Genomic DNA, 14,747 nt, shown 5'->3' with positions numbered 1-14,747 from the left:
ACCGGCCGCCGTCGTGCGTTGTGCGGTGGTTGAGCGGGCAAAGCCCTACTTGGCTGCCTGCAGCAGTTCCGCGCGGACCGTCTTGGTGGCCGTGACCAGGTTGCGCAGGGACTCTTCGGTCTCGGCGTAGCCGCGGGTCTTCAGGCCGCAGTCCGGGTTGACCCAGAGCTGGCGGGACGGAACGTGCTTCACGGCGGTGCTGAGCAGCTCGGTGACTTCCTGCTCACCCGGGACGCGCGGCGAGTGGATGTCGTAGACGCCCGGGCCAACGCCGCGGCCGAAGCCGTGGGACTCGAGGTCGTGGACAACCTCCATGCGTGAACGTGCGGCCTCGATCGAGGTGACGTCAGCATCCAGGCCGTCGATCGCGTCGATGATGGCGCCGAACTCGGAGTAGCACAGGTGGGTGTGGATCTGCGTGGCGTCGGCCGCACCGGCGGTGGCCAGGCGGAACGAGTTCACGGACCAGTCCAGGTAGGCAGCCTGGTCGGCCTTGCGCAGGGGCAGGAGTTCGCGCAGTGCGGGTTCGTCCACCTGGATGACCTTGATGCCGGCCGCTTCGAGGTCAGCGATCTCGTCGCGCAGCGCCAGTCCCACCTGGTTGGCGGTTTCACCCAGCGGCTGGTCGTCGCGGACGAAGGACCAGGCCAGGATGGTGACCGGACCGGTGAGCATGCCCTTCATCGGCTTGCTGGTCAGCGACTGGGCGTATTCGGCCCAGGCCACCGTGATGGGGGCGCTGCGGGTGACGTCGCCCCAGAGGATGGACGGACGCGTGCAGCGTGAGCCGTAGGACTGGACCCAGCCGTGGACCGTAACGTCGAAGCCTTCAAGGTTCTCGGCGAAGTACTGGACCATGTCGTTGCGCTCGGGCTCGCCGTGCACCAGGACGTCATAACCGAGCTCTTCCTGCAGCTCCACGACGCGCTTGATCTCGTCCTTCATGAGCTGCTCGTACTGCTCGTTGGTGAGGTCGCCCTTGTTGTTGCGGGCGCGGGCCGAACGGATTTCGGAGGTCTGCGGGAAGGAACCGATGGTGGTGGTCGGCAGCGGCGGCAGGTGCAGTGCCTCTTCCTGGGCGGCTTCGCGGACCGAGTACTCGGAGCGGTTGAAGTCGGCCGGGGTCAGGGCGGCGGTGCGCGCACGGACGTCGGCGCGCTGCACGCCCTCGGCGGCGGCGCGGGAGGCGATGATGCGGGTAGCCTCGTCGATGGCCCGCTGCACTGAGCTTGTTTCAACACCGGCAGCGTCGCTCAGCAGGCCGGCGAGGGTGGCAACCTCAACGGCCTTCTGGTCGGCGAACGCCAGCCAGCTGCGGAGCTGCGCGGACAGCTGGGCTTCTTCCTCGACGTCGTGCGGCACGTGCTGCGTGGAGGTGGAGGTGCTGATGGCGAGCTTGGCCACGGACTTCTTCAGTTCGGCGATCTTCTCCGCAGAGGCGGCGAGATCGTTGCGCCAGATGTTGTGGCCGTCCACGACGCCGGCAACCAGGGTCTTGTTGCCCAGTGCGGCGAGTGCCGCTGCGGACGGAACGGCGCCCTTGAAGACGTCGATGTGCAGCGCGTCGATGTTGGTGGCGGCCAGGGTGCCGAGCTGGCCGTTCAGTGCGCCGTACGGCGTGGAGACGAACAGCTGCGGGCGCTGGGCCACAGCGGACAGGACCTCGTAGGAGCGGGCGACGGCGGCCTGGATTTCCTCGGCGGAGGTGTCCTGGTCGACAACGAGGGCGGGCTCGTCGAGCTGGACCCAGCTGGCACCTGCGGCGGCCAGCTTCTCAAGTAGCGCGGTGTAGACCGGCAGGACGTCCTCAAGGCGGGACAGCGGGCTGAAGCCGGCCGGGGCGTCGTCGGAAGCCTTGCTCAGCAGCAGGAAGGTGACCGGACCCACGATGTACGGGCGGGTCTCCACACCGTTGGCGAGGGCGTATTCGAATTCCTCGACGATGCGGTTGGAGGTCAGCGCAAAGTTGGTCTCCGGGCCGATCTCCGGAACCAGGTAGTGGTAGTTGGTGTCGAACCACTTGGTCATTTCCAGCGGCTGTTCGTCCTTGTTACCGCGGGCCAGCGTGAAATAGCCGTCGATATCCAGCTGCCCCTCGGCGTTGAGGAGGTTGCCGAAACGGGCCGGGACAGCGCCGAGGTGGGCGACGGCGTCGAGCACCTGGTCATAGTAGGAGAAGGTGCCCGGAACAGCGGCGGCTTCGGTCAGGCCCAGGCCCTGCAGGCGCTTGGCGGTGCCCAGCTGGATTTCCTTGGCAGCGGCGTCCAGGGCGGCGGCGTCGATCTTGCCGGCCCAGTAGGCTTCGACGGCCTTCTTCAGTTCGCGGCGGCGGCCGATGCGCGGGTAGCCCAGGATCGAGGCGGCGGGGAAGGGAGTGGTCACGGCCGGGGTGTTCTGCTCAGTCATGTGAAAGTCCTTGGATGTGTTGGTGAAAGGCATGGGTGTATTACGGCTGGGAGTTTTGGTGCAGGGGCCAGTTTTGGCGGGCGGAGCTGACGGTTGGGACCGGCTTCTAGCTCGCCATTTCCTGGTGGCGGCGCGCAATGGCATTGAGCCTGCTCGCCGGACGGACGGGACGGGGCAGGGCCAGCTTGTCCAGGACCTCGAGCGCGCAGGCGTGCTCGTTGAAGGTGTACAAGTGGATTCCCGGCGCGCCGGCGTCCAGGGCGGCATTGGCCAGGTCCACTGTTGCCCGGACCCCGATCAGCCGTCGTTCGGCGTCGGTGTCCGCAGCGGCCAGCCGCGCCATGAGTTCCGGAGCGGGTTCGACGCCGGTCAGCTCGCCCAGGCGGTTGAGCCGGCGCACGCTGGTCAGGGGCATCACACCCGGAATGATGGGGATGGTGACCCCCGCACGGCGGGCCCTCGTGATGAGGTCGGCGTACTGCTCGGTGTGGAAGAACACCTGCGTGATGGCGAAGTCCGCACCGGAGCGCTGCTTGGCCAGCAGCACCTCGACGTCGTGGGCTTCCGTGGGTGACTCAGGGTGCCGGGTGGGGTACGCGGCAACGCCGACCGCCACCTTGCCGGCACAGAGCAGCGCTGAACGGCGCTGCTCCACGCGGCGGATCAGTTCGATCAGGTCCTGGGCGTACCGCAGCGAGCCGCTGGCAGGCGTTCCGCCATCCTTGGGCTGGTCACCACGGAGGGCCAGGATCCCGCGGACGCCGACGTCGAGCAGTTCACCGATGATCTCGGAGAGTTCCTCCGGTGTGTTGCCCACGCAGGTCAGGTGGGCCAGCGGCCGGAGGGTCGTTTCCAGCAGGAGCCGGTTGATGAGTTCGACGGCGGTGTCCCGGTTGGAGCCGCTGGCGCCGTACGTCACGGAAACGTAGTCCGGGTCCGTGGCTTCCAGTTCGCCAATGGTGGTCCAGAGCGACGCGGCGGCAGCCGCCGAACGCGGCGGGAACAGCTCATAGGAAAGAGCCACCGGAGCGGTGTCGGAGAGATTCGGATGTGTGTCAATAAGGCTAGGTGGAGACATTTGCGTCCTTGGCTTTGGGCCATTGCCGGCATGTGCACCTCGGTCCAGGGGACCTCGGAGACGCAGAACCGTCAATGAATTTGAGTTTGGGAACACGGAGTGAACTTCGGCAGGGCGCAGCCGCGACTGTTACGCCTGATAAGAAGTTGTCCGTGAGCAAATGTCAGGCCCACATGGGGGCACCCACACCCTCCTGGCGGAGGATCGCTGACACGTTACCTCGGTAACTTGTATAAGACTCTAGGGCCCGGCCCGGAGGCGTTCAAGCTGGCACCCGAATTAAGACGCACCTTTACGCTCTGTTGCGCCGCCGCGTAGAACATTGTTCGCCGAAAGGCCGGAAATTGACTACAGCCCCTGCCCTACCCGTCCAGCGTGCTCCTAGCATGGCTTAGAGAGCAGGTAAGGAGGCTTCGTCCATGACCGGCTTCGGACCCCCGCGGCACCTGACGGCCTTGATCCTCAAAGCGTTTACCGGATGGCTGGCCACTGCGGTTACCTATCACGCCGTCCTGCGCCCGCATCACCTCTGCTGGGGGGCCACACTGGCGGAAGCGGAGGCATCCATGCCGGGAGACGCCCTGGTACCTGACCCGTTCGTGGTTTCCACAAGGGCCGTTTCCATTCAGGCCGCTCCCGGCAGCATCTGGCCGTGGCTGGTGCAGATGGGAGACGGCCGCGGAGGCCTTTACAGCTACGATTTCCTGGATCGCACGTTCGGAATATTGAGCGGCCCCAGCGTCAACCGGATCCTTCCCGGGTTTCAACAGCTCAGGGCAGGCGACGTGATCCCGCTTGGCAGGGGTCCGGACTGGCCGGTCGCCGCCCTTGACCCCGAACACCACATGGTGCTGGAACCTGTGCCGGCACGCGTCAGCTGGTGTTTCGCCCTGGACCCGGACACGAACGGCACCCGGCTGGTAAGCCGCGTGCGGATCAGGATCTACACCCGGACCGTCCTGTGGGTTCTTGGACCGCTCATCGATCTGGCCTGGTTCATCATGGAGCGCAGAATGCTCCTGGGCATACGCCAGCGTGCAGAGCGGCTGGAAACTACCAAAGCCCGCGAACAACGGTGAAGATCACCAGGGCCTGTCCGTGCCGCTCCCGGCATCGTTGTTACCCAGGTATTCGTCCCGTTGCCTGCCGCCGTTTCGTTCCCGCTGCGCGGACTTGGCGGACTCCTCCAGCTTGTCCAGCCGGCTCTGCTGCGGTTCCGGATCGGGCTGCGGCTGCTTGTCTGCGCCGTTCCCGGTTTCAGCGTCGGGCCCCGCGGCGCCAAGCTCTTCCGCTTTGGACTGCAGCCGTTCTTCCGCTCCGCGGAGCCGGTCACCCTCACCGTCTGCGCCGTTGGCATTGTCCTGGCTTTCGTCCGGGTTGAAGCAACCCTGCGGAGCCGCCCTGATGACCTCCAGGCCTTCGTCATACAGGCGGGACGCATCAGCGGCCGACTGCCCGGACTTGGCGGCATCGGCGGGCCTGGCGGCGTCGGCTGCCGCCGTTTCCGCGTCCGCCAGCCGTTCAATGCTGAGGACCAGGTTGACACGCACCTTGCACTCATCGGCTGGCGGAGCGTCAGCAAGGGATGCTTCAAAGAGTCTGCGGGCACCGCTGAAATCCCCGCTGAGCACCAGGGCGTCGCCTGCGGCAAAGGGCGCCTTGTGCCGCTCCACCACGTTGGCAATGCCCAGGCCGGACGCCGCGGAAGCCGCGCCGGCCTGGTCACCGCGGCCGAATGACGCCGCCGCTTCGCTGCCCAGATAGCCGACGCTCAGAAGCTTGACAGCGAGCGCCACGGCAACCAGCACGGGCGCTGCGGATAGCAGCAGCAACCTGCGCCTCCGGTGCTTGTCGCGGCCCGGCACGGCTGACGGGCTCTTTTCGGGGTTCATCGGCCGAACTCCGTTCTTCCGGGCCGGAGTTGCTTCAACTGGCGGAGCACGCGGATGCTTTCCCACAGCGCAAGGATGAACGCAGCCAGTGCCGGGGCCCAGTAGAGCTCCGTCCTTCCCTCGAGTGACTCCGAGGTCTCGTGGAGCGCGCCGGGCCTGGCCGCCTGCATCATCGGGGCCGTCCCGTCCCCGGCCGCGCGGTGGAGGTAGGGCACGCCAAGCTGTGACGCCACTTCCCGGAGGGTGTCCTCGTCGATTCGGGACACGGCGTCCCCGGCGTTGCCGGCACTGCGGTCCTGGATGTAGGCGGCGGTACCCTCGGACGAATAGCTGGATTTTTCCTTCATCCGTCCGCCTTGCCCGGTGCCGTAACCAAGCACCGCGCCGCCGTTGACCAGCGAGCCTTCAACGCGCATCGGCTCCGGCGCCTTGCCGCTGGTCTGTTCGCCGTCGCCGAGGTAGTACACAATCCGCGCCCGCTCAGGGTGGCTGTCCCTGGCAGCCTTGAGCCGCTCGTTGAGGACAGTCCCGGCCACAGTGACGCTGCTGCCCGTCGAATACTGGGTGATCTGGGGTTCCAACACGCCGGTGAGGGTGTTGAGGGCTGACGTGTCCGTGGTCAGCGGCATCCGGACCACCGCCTGGGAGTCGAACGTTATCAGGGAAAACCTTGCACCGGCCAGCTCCCCTGCGATGGCCATGATGTCCTTCCGGACGCCGTCGAGCCTGGGGCTGCCGTTTCCGTAGTCTTCGGCCGCGATGCTGCTGGTGGTGTCGACGACGAAAAAGACATTCAGGTCGGCGGCTGCTGACCGGACGCTGCCGCCGGGCACGCCCGGCCGGAGCGCCGCCAGCAGCAGCAGTGCCATGAGGCCGGCGGGCAGCAGCAGGCCGTGGAGTACTGCTCCAGGCTGCCGGCTCCGGACGGCCGTCCACCCCAGGACAACGACGAGCCCGGCAAGAGCGGGAAGCATGATCCACCACGGCCAGATGGGTTGGAAGGTCAAGACCTCAGCCTCCAGGTGGCGCCTGCCAGGACCAGGCCGGAGACCAGGGCGATGCCCAGCGGGATCTCGGCGCGGTCCGAAACGACGGCCTTCGGGGCGGCGGTAAAGGCGGTGGCCTCCGTCGATTGAACCTTGCGGATGATATCCGCGACCGCGTCCGGACTGTCCAGGGGGTAGTAGGCCCCGCCTGTCCCCTCTGCGGCCGCACGCAGCTCGGCACCGGGTTGATCGGGGTCCGTTCCGTAGTCGAAGTCCCCCGGGTTGAGGGCGTAGACCCGCACGTCCTTCTTTCTGGCCAGCGCTGCCGCTTCGGTCAAGGTGAAGATGGGTTCGCCCGAGACGAAGTTGTCGGTGGCCAGGACGACGGAACGGGACCGCTCCTCCGAACCGCCGCTTCCGTCCGCGCCTCCCCCGTCAGTTGCCGGGAAGCCCTGCACGCATGAGGCCAGGCCGTCCCCGATCAGGGAGGATCCGGCACCGTTCCACGTGCCGTCCAGGAATCCGGCGCTGCCGGGCGCGCCGTCAAATGCCTCCCTGGCGGCCTGCAGTTGTTCCTGCACGAAGTCGTAGTCGTCCGTCAAGGGGAAGACCTGCACCGCGCTGCTGTCGAAGACGGTCAGGCCCAGCCGTTCGCCGTCGAATCCCTGGGCCAGGCGGGCGAAGACCTCCACGACCGCCGCGTCGGCGCTGCTCATGGATCCGGAGGCGTCAAGGCACAGGATGATGTCGCGGTTGCGTTGCTCGGGACTGATGGTGCTGCGCCCGGCCGGCCTGGCCGCGGCCACCAGGGCTGCAGCCATCAGGACTCCCCCGGCGATGGCAGCCACCGTGAGCCAGCGGCGATGGCGACGCACTGCCGCCTGGTACTCCGGCAGTTCGGTGAGCCGGTGGCCGTGGGCCACCGGCCGCAGGGCGGCTTGGCGGCCCTGTTCCCGTTTCCGGGCCAGCCAGTATGTCCCCGCACCAAGGAGCAGGGCGGCCGGAATCATCCACCAGAAGATCAGTTCCATGTCCGGACCACCTCCCGGGCTGTTTCCGCGGCAGCCGCGACAGGGTCCCGGGGTTCAGGGGCGCGGGGTTCCGGGTCCCGGGGTTCCGGGTCCCGGGGTTCCGGGTCCCGGGGTTCAGGGTCCCGGGGTTCAGGGGCGCGGGGTTCCGGGCCTTCAGGGCCGAATTCCGCGGGATAGAGGCTGCTGACGGCCAGGGCGGCCGCGGGAATGTTCTGTTCGCGGAGCTCTGCCAGGGTCATCCGCGGGGCGTCGATGCCGGCAATGTCGCGGACAAAGCTCCTGATGAGCAGGCTGAGCTCCTGGTGCGAGGCGCGGGCGGACAGCCTGCCTGTGGCGGCCGCGGCTGCCACCGCGTCAATCCGGCGCAGGTAGTCCCGTTTGAGTCCGGACGGATCCGACGGCGGCCCGGAGGCGGGAGCCGTTATTGAGCTGTCTTGTTGCCGGGTGCTCAGGAAGACGTATGCAAGCCAGGCGGCGGCGAGCACCAGCAGGACCAGACCGGCCCACGGCAGCCAGGGGCTGTAGCTCAAAGGAGCGTAGAAGCCTGCGTCATTTTCCACGGCGGTGCCGTTCCAGCAGGGTGAACACCGCGGGCATCACGTCATGGCTGCTGCCTGCCTGGACGTGGGCAATGCCCAGCCGCCGCAGCACGGATTCCCGGGCCGCATCCCGCTGCTCCTGTGCCGCCGCGTAGGCGCGGATCACAGTATCAGATGCCGCGAGGCGGCCGGGAAGGAGGCCGGCGTCCGCAACATCGTAGCGGTCGGCAGGCGGGCCGGCCGTTTGTGCCCCCGCCGCTTCCGTTCGGGCCGGCTGTAGCCCGGCAGGGCCGGCCCCCGCCAGCTGTGCGTCGCGTACCGTCAGCCAGAGGACCTCGTGCTGGGCGCGCAGACGGCGCAGCACCCGCTCCATCCCGGCGTCCGGCACCACTTCGTCGGCCACCACGAAGAGCAGCATGCGCTGGCCGAAGTTGCGTGCCACGTAGGAGAGCTGCTCGCCGATGCTGCTGCGGGGCGAGGTCAGTGCCGTGCTGTCGTTGACTGCGCGGAGGAGCCTTTCCAGGTGCGCTTCACCGGCTTTCGCGGGCAGGGACCGGGATTCGGCCTCGTCACCGCACACCAGCCCCACCACGTCGCCGTGACGGTGGGCCAGGTAGCCCACCACCCCCAGGGCCATCACGGCAACGTCCTTCTTCGCTTCGCCGCCGAGCGAGGAAGCAGCCATATTGCGTCCGGTATCCGTCACCAGCAGCACCGTCTGCCGCCGCACGGCAACATAGCGCTTGATGAGCGGGGATCCGTGCCGGGCGGAAGCTTTCCAGTCGATGTCGCGGACTTCGTCTCCGGGAAGGTAGGCCCGGAGGTCGTCAAAGTCGAGGCTGCGGCCTTTGAAGACGGAACCGTATTCGCCGTCGAGCATTCCCCGGGCTTTGCGGTGGGCGAAGATGGACATCTTCGATTTCACCCGGGTCAGGAGGCTGGACACAGGCGCGCGCTCAGGGAGTCTGGACGGATGCCACGATGGCGTCGATGACCGTCTCCACCGGAACCTGCTCCGCCACCGCCTCGAAGCCGAGGATGATCCTGTGCCGGAGCACACGGTGGGCCAGCGCCTTCACGTCCTCGGGGATCACGTGGTCCCGGCCGTTCAGGAGGGCGACTGCGCGGGCGGCCTGGCTGAAGGCGATGCTGGCACGCGGGCTGGCTCCGAATTCGATGAACCCCGCCAGCCGGGAGTCGATGTACTGGGCGGCGTTCCGGGTGACGAACACCAGGCCGACGATGTACCGGACGATCGCCGGGTCGATGTAAACGCGCTTGACCAGTCCCTGCACTTCCGAGACCGCGTCCAGCGACGCGGCGGCCGGACGCTGTTCGTCGGTGAAGACGCCCGAATCGATCCTGCGGATGATCTCGGCCTCTTCGGCCGGCGTGGGGTAGTCAAGGACGTCTTTGAGCATAAAACGGTCCATCTGTGCCTCGGGCAGCAGGTAGGTGCCCTCCTGTTCGATGGGGTTCTGCGTTGCCAGCACCAGGAACGGGCTGGGCAGCCGGTGCACCACTCCCCCGATGGACGTCTGCCGCTCCTGCATCGCCTCGAGCATGGCACTTTGTGTTTTTGCACTGGAGCGATTGATCTCGTCCAGGAGCACAATGTTGGCGTGCACCGGCCCCAACTGCGTGACGAACGTTCCCTTGGCCGCATCATAGATCTGGGTGCCTACGATGTCGCTGGGCAGGAGGTCAGGGGTGCACTGGATCCGCCGGAACTCGGCACTCACGGATTCCGCGACTGTCTGCGCAGCGGTGGTCTTCGCCAGCCCCGGGACGCTTTCCAGCAGGATGTGGCCGCCGGTCATGAGTCCTACCAGCAGCGATTCCCGGAGCCTCGCCTGCCCCACGACCTTCGCGTCGAAGCTGCGCGAGATGCTGGCCATGACCTGCTGCGCCCGGGCCAGTTCCGCCGCTTCGATCCGGACGGCGGCCGTTGACTGAAGCACTCGAAATCCCCCTGGTTGCTGTTCGTGGACGGCCGCTGGTGCTGCCGGACCCTCTGGCGGTCACAACGCGTCCGCCACGGGCCATCCTATCCAAGCCGTGGTCCGCGGATTCTGCAATGGGGAACCCTCCCCATGCGGGCCGCTCAGGACTATCCTGATGGCATGATTCAGCTTCCAGCCAGTTACCAGGAGTATCTCGCCGGCAAGAGCGAGAGTTTCATCAACACCGTCCGGCCGATCCTTATGCAGTCTGCGGCGGAGAAGTTGCATGGGGTCAGGGTCCTCTACAACCCGGGGCCCACCGGCCACCAGGCCCATCTGGATGACACGATCCCGTTCGGAACGGTTGTCGAAGACATCGACTGATAGCCGGCTCAGCCTTTCATCGCCCCGGACAGCGCAAACGATCCGCCGGCTCCGCGCGCCACGAGGACGTAGAGGACCAGGACCGGAACCGAGTAGAGGATCGAGAATGCGGCCAGCTGGCCGTAGGCAATCGCGCCGTGCTGTCCGAAGAAACTGAAGATCGAGACCGAAGCGGGCTGCTTGGACGGCGACAGCAGCAGGATGAAGGGCACGAAGAAATTGCCCCATGTCTGGATGAAAACAAAGATGAAGACCACACCCAGGCCTTGGCGCATGAGCGGCAGCACCACGGCGCGCAGGGCCGTGAGCCCGGACGCGCCATCCACCCAGGCGGCCTCCTCCAGCGAAACGGGAACCGCATCCATGAAGTTCTTGGTCATCCAGATGGCCATGGGAAGCGCGGTTGCAGCCATGAAGAGAACCGTGGCCGGCTGGGAATCCAGCAGCCGCAGCTGGACGAACAGGCCGTACACAGGCACCATGATTGCGGTTACCGGCAGGCAGGTACCGCACAGGATCGAGTACATGAACGGCCGGTTGAACCTGGACTCGAAGCGGGACAGGGGGTAGGCAGCCAGCACAGCGGCCACCAGGGTTACAGACGCTGTCCCGGCTGAGAGCAGCAGGCTGTTCCAGAGCGGCCTGAGCAGCAGCTCCGGCGTAAGGACCGCGGTGAAGTTCGCTAACGAGGCGCTGGCCGGCAGCCGCGTCTGGTAGCCGGCCTCGGCGTCCAGCGAGCCGAACACCAGCCACAGCAGCGGCAGGACGAAGCAGGCGCCGATCAGCAGCAAAGCGGCGTCCGCCGGACCCCGGCCCCGGCGGCGTCCCGGCCGTTCCCCTTGGCCGTGCCGGACGCGCCGTGACGTTTCGTCCAATTCCGGCCGGCCCGCCGTCGTCATCGTTTATCGCCCCTGAGGAGCCGGACGTAGGCAATCCCGAACACCAGGCCCAGAACAATGAGCACCGAGGCGATGGCGGTGCCGTAGCCAATGTCGCCGAACTTGAAGGCTTCCTGGTAGGCAAGGACCGGCAAGGTGGTGCTGGCGTTGGACGGACCGCCGGCCGTCATCACCCAGATCAGGGTAAAAACGGCCAGGGTCTGGAGCGTCACAAGCATCAGGTTGGTGGCGATGCTGGACCGGATCAGCGGCAGGGTGATGAACACCAGGCGCTGCCAGCCAGCCGCACCATCCATCAGGGCGGCCTCGGAGATGTCCTGCGGCACGTCGGCCAGGGCTGCCCGGTACACCAGCATCGAGAACGCGGTGCCGCGCCAGATGTTGGCCAGCACCACGGCCACCATCGGGTAGGCGTACAGCCAGTCGGCGCCGGCCATGCCCGCACCGCCAAGCACCTGGTTCAGGGTCCCGTCCTTGCTGAAGTAGGCGTACGCGGCAAAGGCCGCAACGATCTCGGGTAACACCCAGGCCGCAACGACGGCGGTTCCGACGACGGCGGCCACCGGCCTGCGTGCCCGCGTCATCAGGCCCGCGATCAGGAGTCCAAGCATGTTCTGGCCCACCACCGCCGACGCCGCGACAAAGACGACCGTCAGGACAACCGCGGCCGGAAATGCAGAGTCTCCCAGCAGCCGCACATAATTCTCGACGCCTGTCCAGGCCGGGTTCCTGGCATTGCGGCCGGTGAGGGCCGCGTTGGTGAAGGAGGCATGGAAGGACCAGAGGATGGGAGCGGCCAGGAAAAGGAGTATCAGGAGGACTGACGGCACAACCGGCAGCAACCGGAGCTGCTGCCGGACCGTTTTTCGTTCAACCATGCGTCATTTCTGCACGACCTTGGCGTCACCCACCAGGTCCTTGACTGTCTTGTCATACTGCGCGGCTGCCTCCTGCGGTGAGAGGGCACCGGTGATCACGGCTTCAGTGGCAACCTGGACTGCGGCGGAAATCCGCGGATAGTCCGCTGTGGCAGGCCGGTAGTGGGTGACGGAAACGAGCTCGGACACGTCCTTGACGAACGGATTTGCGGCCAGGTATTCGGGTTCGGCGGCGACGTCCGTCCGGACTGCGATCTGGGAACCGGACACCGTGAACGCCAGGGAGTTCTTCTTGCTCAAGGCCTCGGACAAGAACTTGAAAGCCAGGTCCGGGTTCTTGGAGTCCGCCCCGACGGCCAGCGTCCAGCCCCCCGACATGCTGACGCCGCCTGGTTCCTGGCCGCGCTGCGTGGGGAACTTCGCCACGCCCATGTCGTCGGCGTAGCCGGCCCACTCATAGTTGCCGCCCTTCTGCCAGAACGACGGCGTGTAGGAGCCTTCCACGGTGGCCCCCATTTTGCCCTTGGGCAGCCATTCGCCGAAGACCTTCTTCCAGACGTTGGCATCGAGCGCCTCGGCCGGCGTCACGGCCAGCCCTTCGTCATACAGGGTCTTCAGGAAAGTCAGGGAATCCTTGAAACCCTGGGACCCCACCACCCATTTCTTTTCCTGCTGGTCGTACAGTTCGCTGTCCGTGCCGTAGAGAAGCTCATAGAAACTCTGCATGACTGTGCCCTCACCGGTGGCCTTGCCGGCGTACATGTTGAACGGGACCAGCGACGGGTCCGCGGCTTTCATCTTGCGGGCCGCTTCCAGGATTTCGTCCCAGTTCCGGGGCTGCCACGGGACGGTTATTCCCGCCTTTTGCAGGACTGTCTTGTTGTACCAGATGGCGCGGGTGTCTGTACCGAGGGGCACCGCATAGATGCCGCCGTCGTCGCCGGTGCCGGCCGCTTTGGCGGCCTCGTTGTACAGCTTCCAGTCCGACCATTTCTCGAGGTAGCCGTCCAGTTTCAGGAGGTACCCGGCATCGACGTCCGACCGTACTTTGAAGGTGTCCTCATAGAAGACATCCGGGGCGGTCTCCGCCGACCTGAGGGCCAGCGACAGCTTGGTGCCGTAATCGTCATCGTTGGCCTCGATGGGCTGCAGGTCCACGGTTGTGCCCTGGTTTGCCGCTTCGAAGTCTTTCTTGGCGTCCTTGAACAGCGTGTCAAGGGCAGTAAACGAATCGGTCTTCTGGTAGACGATCTTCAGGGTCTTGTTTTCGGCGGCCGGCTGTTCCGCGGAGCAGGCTGATGTTGCCACCAGCGCTGTCGCACAAAACAGCGCCACAAGGAATTTGGCAGGGCGGTGCATGACGCTCCAATCTTCGAGCGGCTGCAGCCCCCAATGTCCTCCAGCTGGCCCCAGCCTTTAGCCGATTTGCAATTTCAGGTTAGTGCTTCCCTCTGTCAAGCAGGGACGCCGACCTCAGCCTTCCAGCAGCAGCCGCTGCGCGCGAGGGGCCAGCGTATGCTCAAGCACCAGGCAGGCGGCGCCGATGGCACCTACATCCTCTCCTACACCGGTTCCGACAACCTCAATGTCATGAATCTGGCGGGCCGCGCTGTTCTCCGCCAGCAACCCGGGGACCCGGTCCAGGTAACGACGGGAGAGACGAGTCCAGAACGGACCGCCGAAGACCACCCTCTCGACGTCGAGGGTATTGGTGACTACAGCCACGGCCCGGGCGACCAGGACAGCGGAGTGGTCGAGGATCTCAGCCGCCTTGCGGTTGCCGGCGTCCGCCTCGTCACAGAGCCTGGCAAAACTTTCTTGGATGTCCAGCGCACCGGACGGGTGGCGCACAACGTCAAGGACTCCGGCGCTTTCGGCCTGCGCCACGAGGACCTGCGGGATACTGCTGGACTTCACGCAGCCCCTGAGCCCGCAGTCGCACGGCGGGCCGTCCGGATCCACAATGATGTGCCCGATTTCACCGGCGTTACCCGAGGTTCCGCGGACCACTTCGTCGTTGAGGACGATGCCGCAGCCAATGCCGGTGCCCATGTACATGAAGACGAAACTGCCGGAGCCGCTGGGCCCGCCGGCCCAGGTTTCGGCGACGGCTGCGCTGGTGACGTCCTTGTCCACCAGGGTGGACAGGCCGGTGGCCTCCGCGAGGGCATCCCGGAGCGGCACCCGGTCCCAGCCGAGGAGGAGGGGCGGATCAACCACGGTTCCCTCGTCCAGGTTGATCGGACCCGGGGCGGCCACGCCAAGGCCGGCAATCTTGTCAGGATCAACGCCGGAGGCGGCCACCAGGTCCTTGATCTCCGAGGCAATGATGGCAATGATGCCGTCCGGATCGCTGGCGCCCGGAGTGTTGATCCTGGAGTGCCTGACAACGGACCCCACGAGGTCCAGCACCACGAAGGTGGTGACGGTGGGATCGAGGTGAACGCCCACCGCGTACATCCCGGCGGGGTTCAGCCGGAGGATGGTGCGCGGCTTCCCCGGCCCGCTGCCTTCCTTGCCGGCTTCGACGATGAGGTTCTGGTCAAGCAGGCGGCGTGAGATGTTGGAGATCGTCTGCGGCGACAGGCCCACGATCTGGGCGAGTTCCACCCGGCTGAGGCCTCCCGAGGAGCGGCGGATGGCGTCAAGGATCACCGTGAGATTGAAGTCCCCCATACGGGGCAAATTGGTTCCGCGCCTCGGCGATGGCG

Annotated in this window: 14 protein-coding genes; 2 read left to right on the top strand and 12 right to left on the bottom strand. The window is 66.4% G+C overall.

Annotated elements, in window-relative coordinates; genetic code table 11:
* Nucleotides 1-45: 45 nt before the first annotated feature.
* Both metE and AC6JAC_RS10095 read right to left on the bottom strand, forming a co-directional pair.
* Nucleotides 46-2,406: a 5-methyltetrahydropteroyltriglutamate--homocysteine S-methyltransferase gene (metE, locus tag AC6JAC_RS10100; protein WP_347896130.1), complete on the bottom strand. Its 2,361-nt coding sequence runs from the start codon at nt 2,404-2,406 to the stop codon at nt 46-48.
* Between the two features lie 106 nt (nt 2,407-2,512).
* Nucleotides 2,513-3,484, bottom strand: a complete 972-nt coding sequence (locus tag AC6JAC_RS10095; protein ID WP_028269026.1) for a methylenetetrahydrofolate reductase — start codon at nt 3,482-3,484, stop codon at nt 2,513-2,515.
* 419 nt (nt 3,485-3,903) lie between these two features.
* Between AC6JAC_RS10095 and AC6JAC_RS10090 the strand changes: the two genes are divergently transcribed.
* Nucleotides 3,904-4,563, top strand: coding sequence for an SRPBCC family protein (locus AC6JAC_RS10090; RefSeq protein ID WP_497964527.1), 660 nt, complete (start codon nt 3,904-3,906; stop codon nt 4,561-4,563).
* A 3-nt stretch (nt 4,564-4,566) separates the two neighbouring features.
* On the opposite strand, the gene AC6JAC_RS10085 is transcribed toward AC6JAC_RS10090, so the two are convergent.
* Genes AC6JAC_RS10085 through AC6JAC_RS10060 form a run of 6 tightly spaced genes read right to left on the bottom strand, consistent with a single transcriptional unit; the run spans nt 4,567 to nt 9,893 of the window.
* Nucleotides 4,567-5,376 (bottom strand): hypothetical protein, encoded by an 810-nt coding sequence (locus AC6JAC_RS10085; RefSeq protein ID WP_497964525.1) that lies wholly within the window; start codon nt 5,374-5,376, stop codon nt 4,567-4,569.
* Complete coding sequence (locus AC6JAC_RS10080) at nt 5,373-6,383, bottom strand: vWA domain-containing protein (protein WP_497964523.1); 1,011 nt, start codon at nt 6,381-6,383, stop codon at nt 5,373-5,375. The genes AC6JAC_RS10085 and AC6JAC_RS10080 overlap by 4 nt, the downstream gene beginning before the upstream one ends.
* Nucleotides 6,380-7,393 (bottom strand): vWA domain-containing protein, encoded by a 1,014-nt coding sequence (locus AC6JAC_RS10075; RefSeq protein ID WP_028269023.1) that lies wholly within the window; start codon nt 7,391-7,393, stop codon nt 6,380-6,382. Before AC6JAC_RS10075 ends, AC6JAC_RS10080 begins: the two co-directional genes overlap by 4 nt.
* The gene (locus AC6JAC_RS10070) at nt 7,384-7,953 is read right to left on the bottom strand and encodes a hypothetical protein (RefSeq protein ID WP_028269022.1); all 570 of its coding nucleotides are present in this window, start codon (nt 7,951-7,953) and stop codon (nt 7,384-7,386) included. Before AC6JAC_RS10070 ends, AC6JAC_RS10075 begins: the two co-directional genes overlap by 10 nt.
* Entirely contained in the window at nt 7,943-8,878 is a 936-nt protein-coding gene (locus tag AC6JAC_RS10065) for a DUF58 domain-containing protein (protein WP_028269021.1), read from the bottom strand. The genes AC6JAC_RS10070 and AC6JAC_RS10065 overlap by 11 nt, the downstream gene beginning before the upstream one ends.
* Nucleotides 8,879-8,888: 10 nt before the next feature.
* A complete protein-coding gene (locus AC6JAC_RS10060; RefSeq protein WP_497964520.1) occupies nt 8,889-9,893 on the bottom strand; it encodes an AAA family ATPase in 1,005 nt (334 codons plus the stop codon).
* A gap of 162 nt (nt 9,894-10,055) precedes the next feature.
* Here AC6JAC_RS10060 and AC6JAC_RS10055 point away from each other — a divergent pair, with 162 nt between their 5' ends.
* Entirely contained in the window at nt 10,056-10,259 is a 204-nt protein-coding gene (locus AC6JAC_RS10055; RefSeq protein WP_231510972.1) for a hypothetical protein, read from the top strand.
* 8 nt (nt 10,260-10,267) lie between these two features.
* Here the strand turns inward: AC6JAC_RS10055 and AC6JAC_RS10050 are convergent, their stop codons facing one another.
* The 4 genes from AC6JAC_RS10050 to AC6JAC_RS10035 form a co-directional block, all read right to left on the bottom strand.
* Nucleotides 10,268-11,158, bottom strand: a complete 891-nt coding sequence (locus tag AC6JAC_RS10050) for a carbohydrate ABC transporter permease (RefSeq protein WP_028269018.1) — start codon at nt 11,156-11,158, stop codon at nt 10,268-10,270.
* The gene (locus AC6JAC_RS10045; RefSeq protein WP_028269017.1) at nt 11,155-12,036 is read right to left on the bottom strand and encodes a carbohydrate ABC transporter permease; all 882 of its coding nucleotides are present in this window, start codon (nt 12,034-12,036) and stop codon (nt 11,155-11,157) included. The genes AC6JAC_RS10050 and AC6JAC_RS10045 overlap by 4 nt, the downstream gene beginning before the upstream one ends.
* Nucleotides 12,037-12,039: 3 nt before the next feature.
* Complete coding sequence (locus AC6JAC_RS10040) at nt 12,040-13,395, bottom strand: extracellular solute-binding protein (RefSeq protein ID WP_028269016.1); 1,356 nt, start codon at nt 13,393-13,395, stop codon at nt 12,040-12,042.
* 114 nt (nt 13,396-13,509) lie between these two features.
* Nucleotides 13,510-14,712 (bottom strand): ROK family transcriptional regulator, encoded by a 1,203-nt coding sequence (locus AC6JAC_RS10035; RefSeq protein WP_043437307.1) that lies wholly within the window; start codon nt 14,710-14,712, stop codon nt 13,510-13,512.
* Between the last annotated feature and the right edge of the window lie 35 nt (nt 14,713-14,747).

The sequence above is a fragment of the Arthrobacter sp. KUASC02 genome, assembly GCF_059739395.1.
Note: the sequence above shows the minus strand (reverse complement) of the source record. Positions and strands in the feature narration are given on the sequence as shown.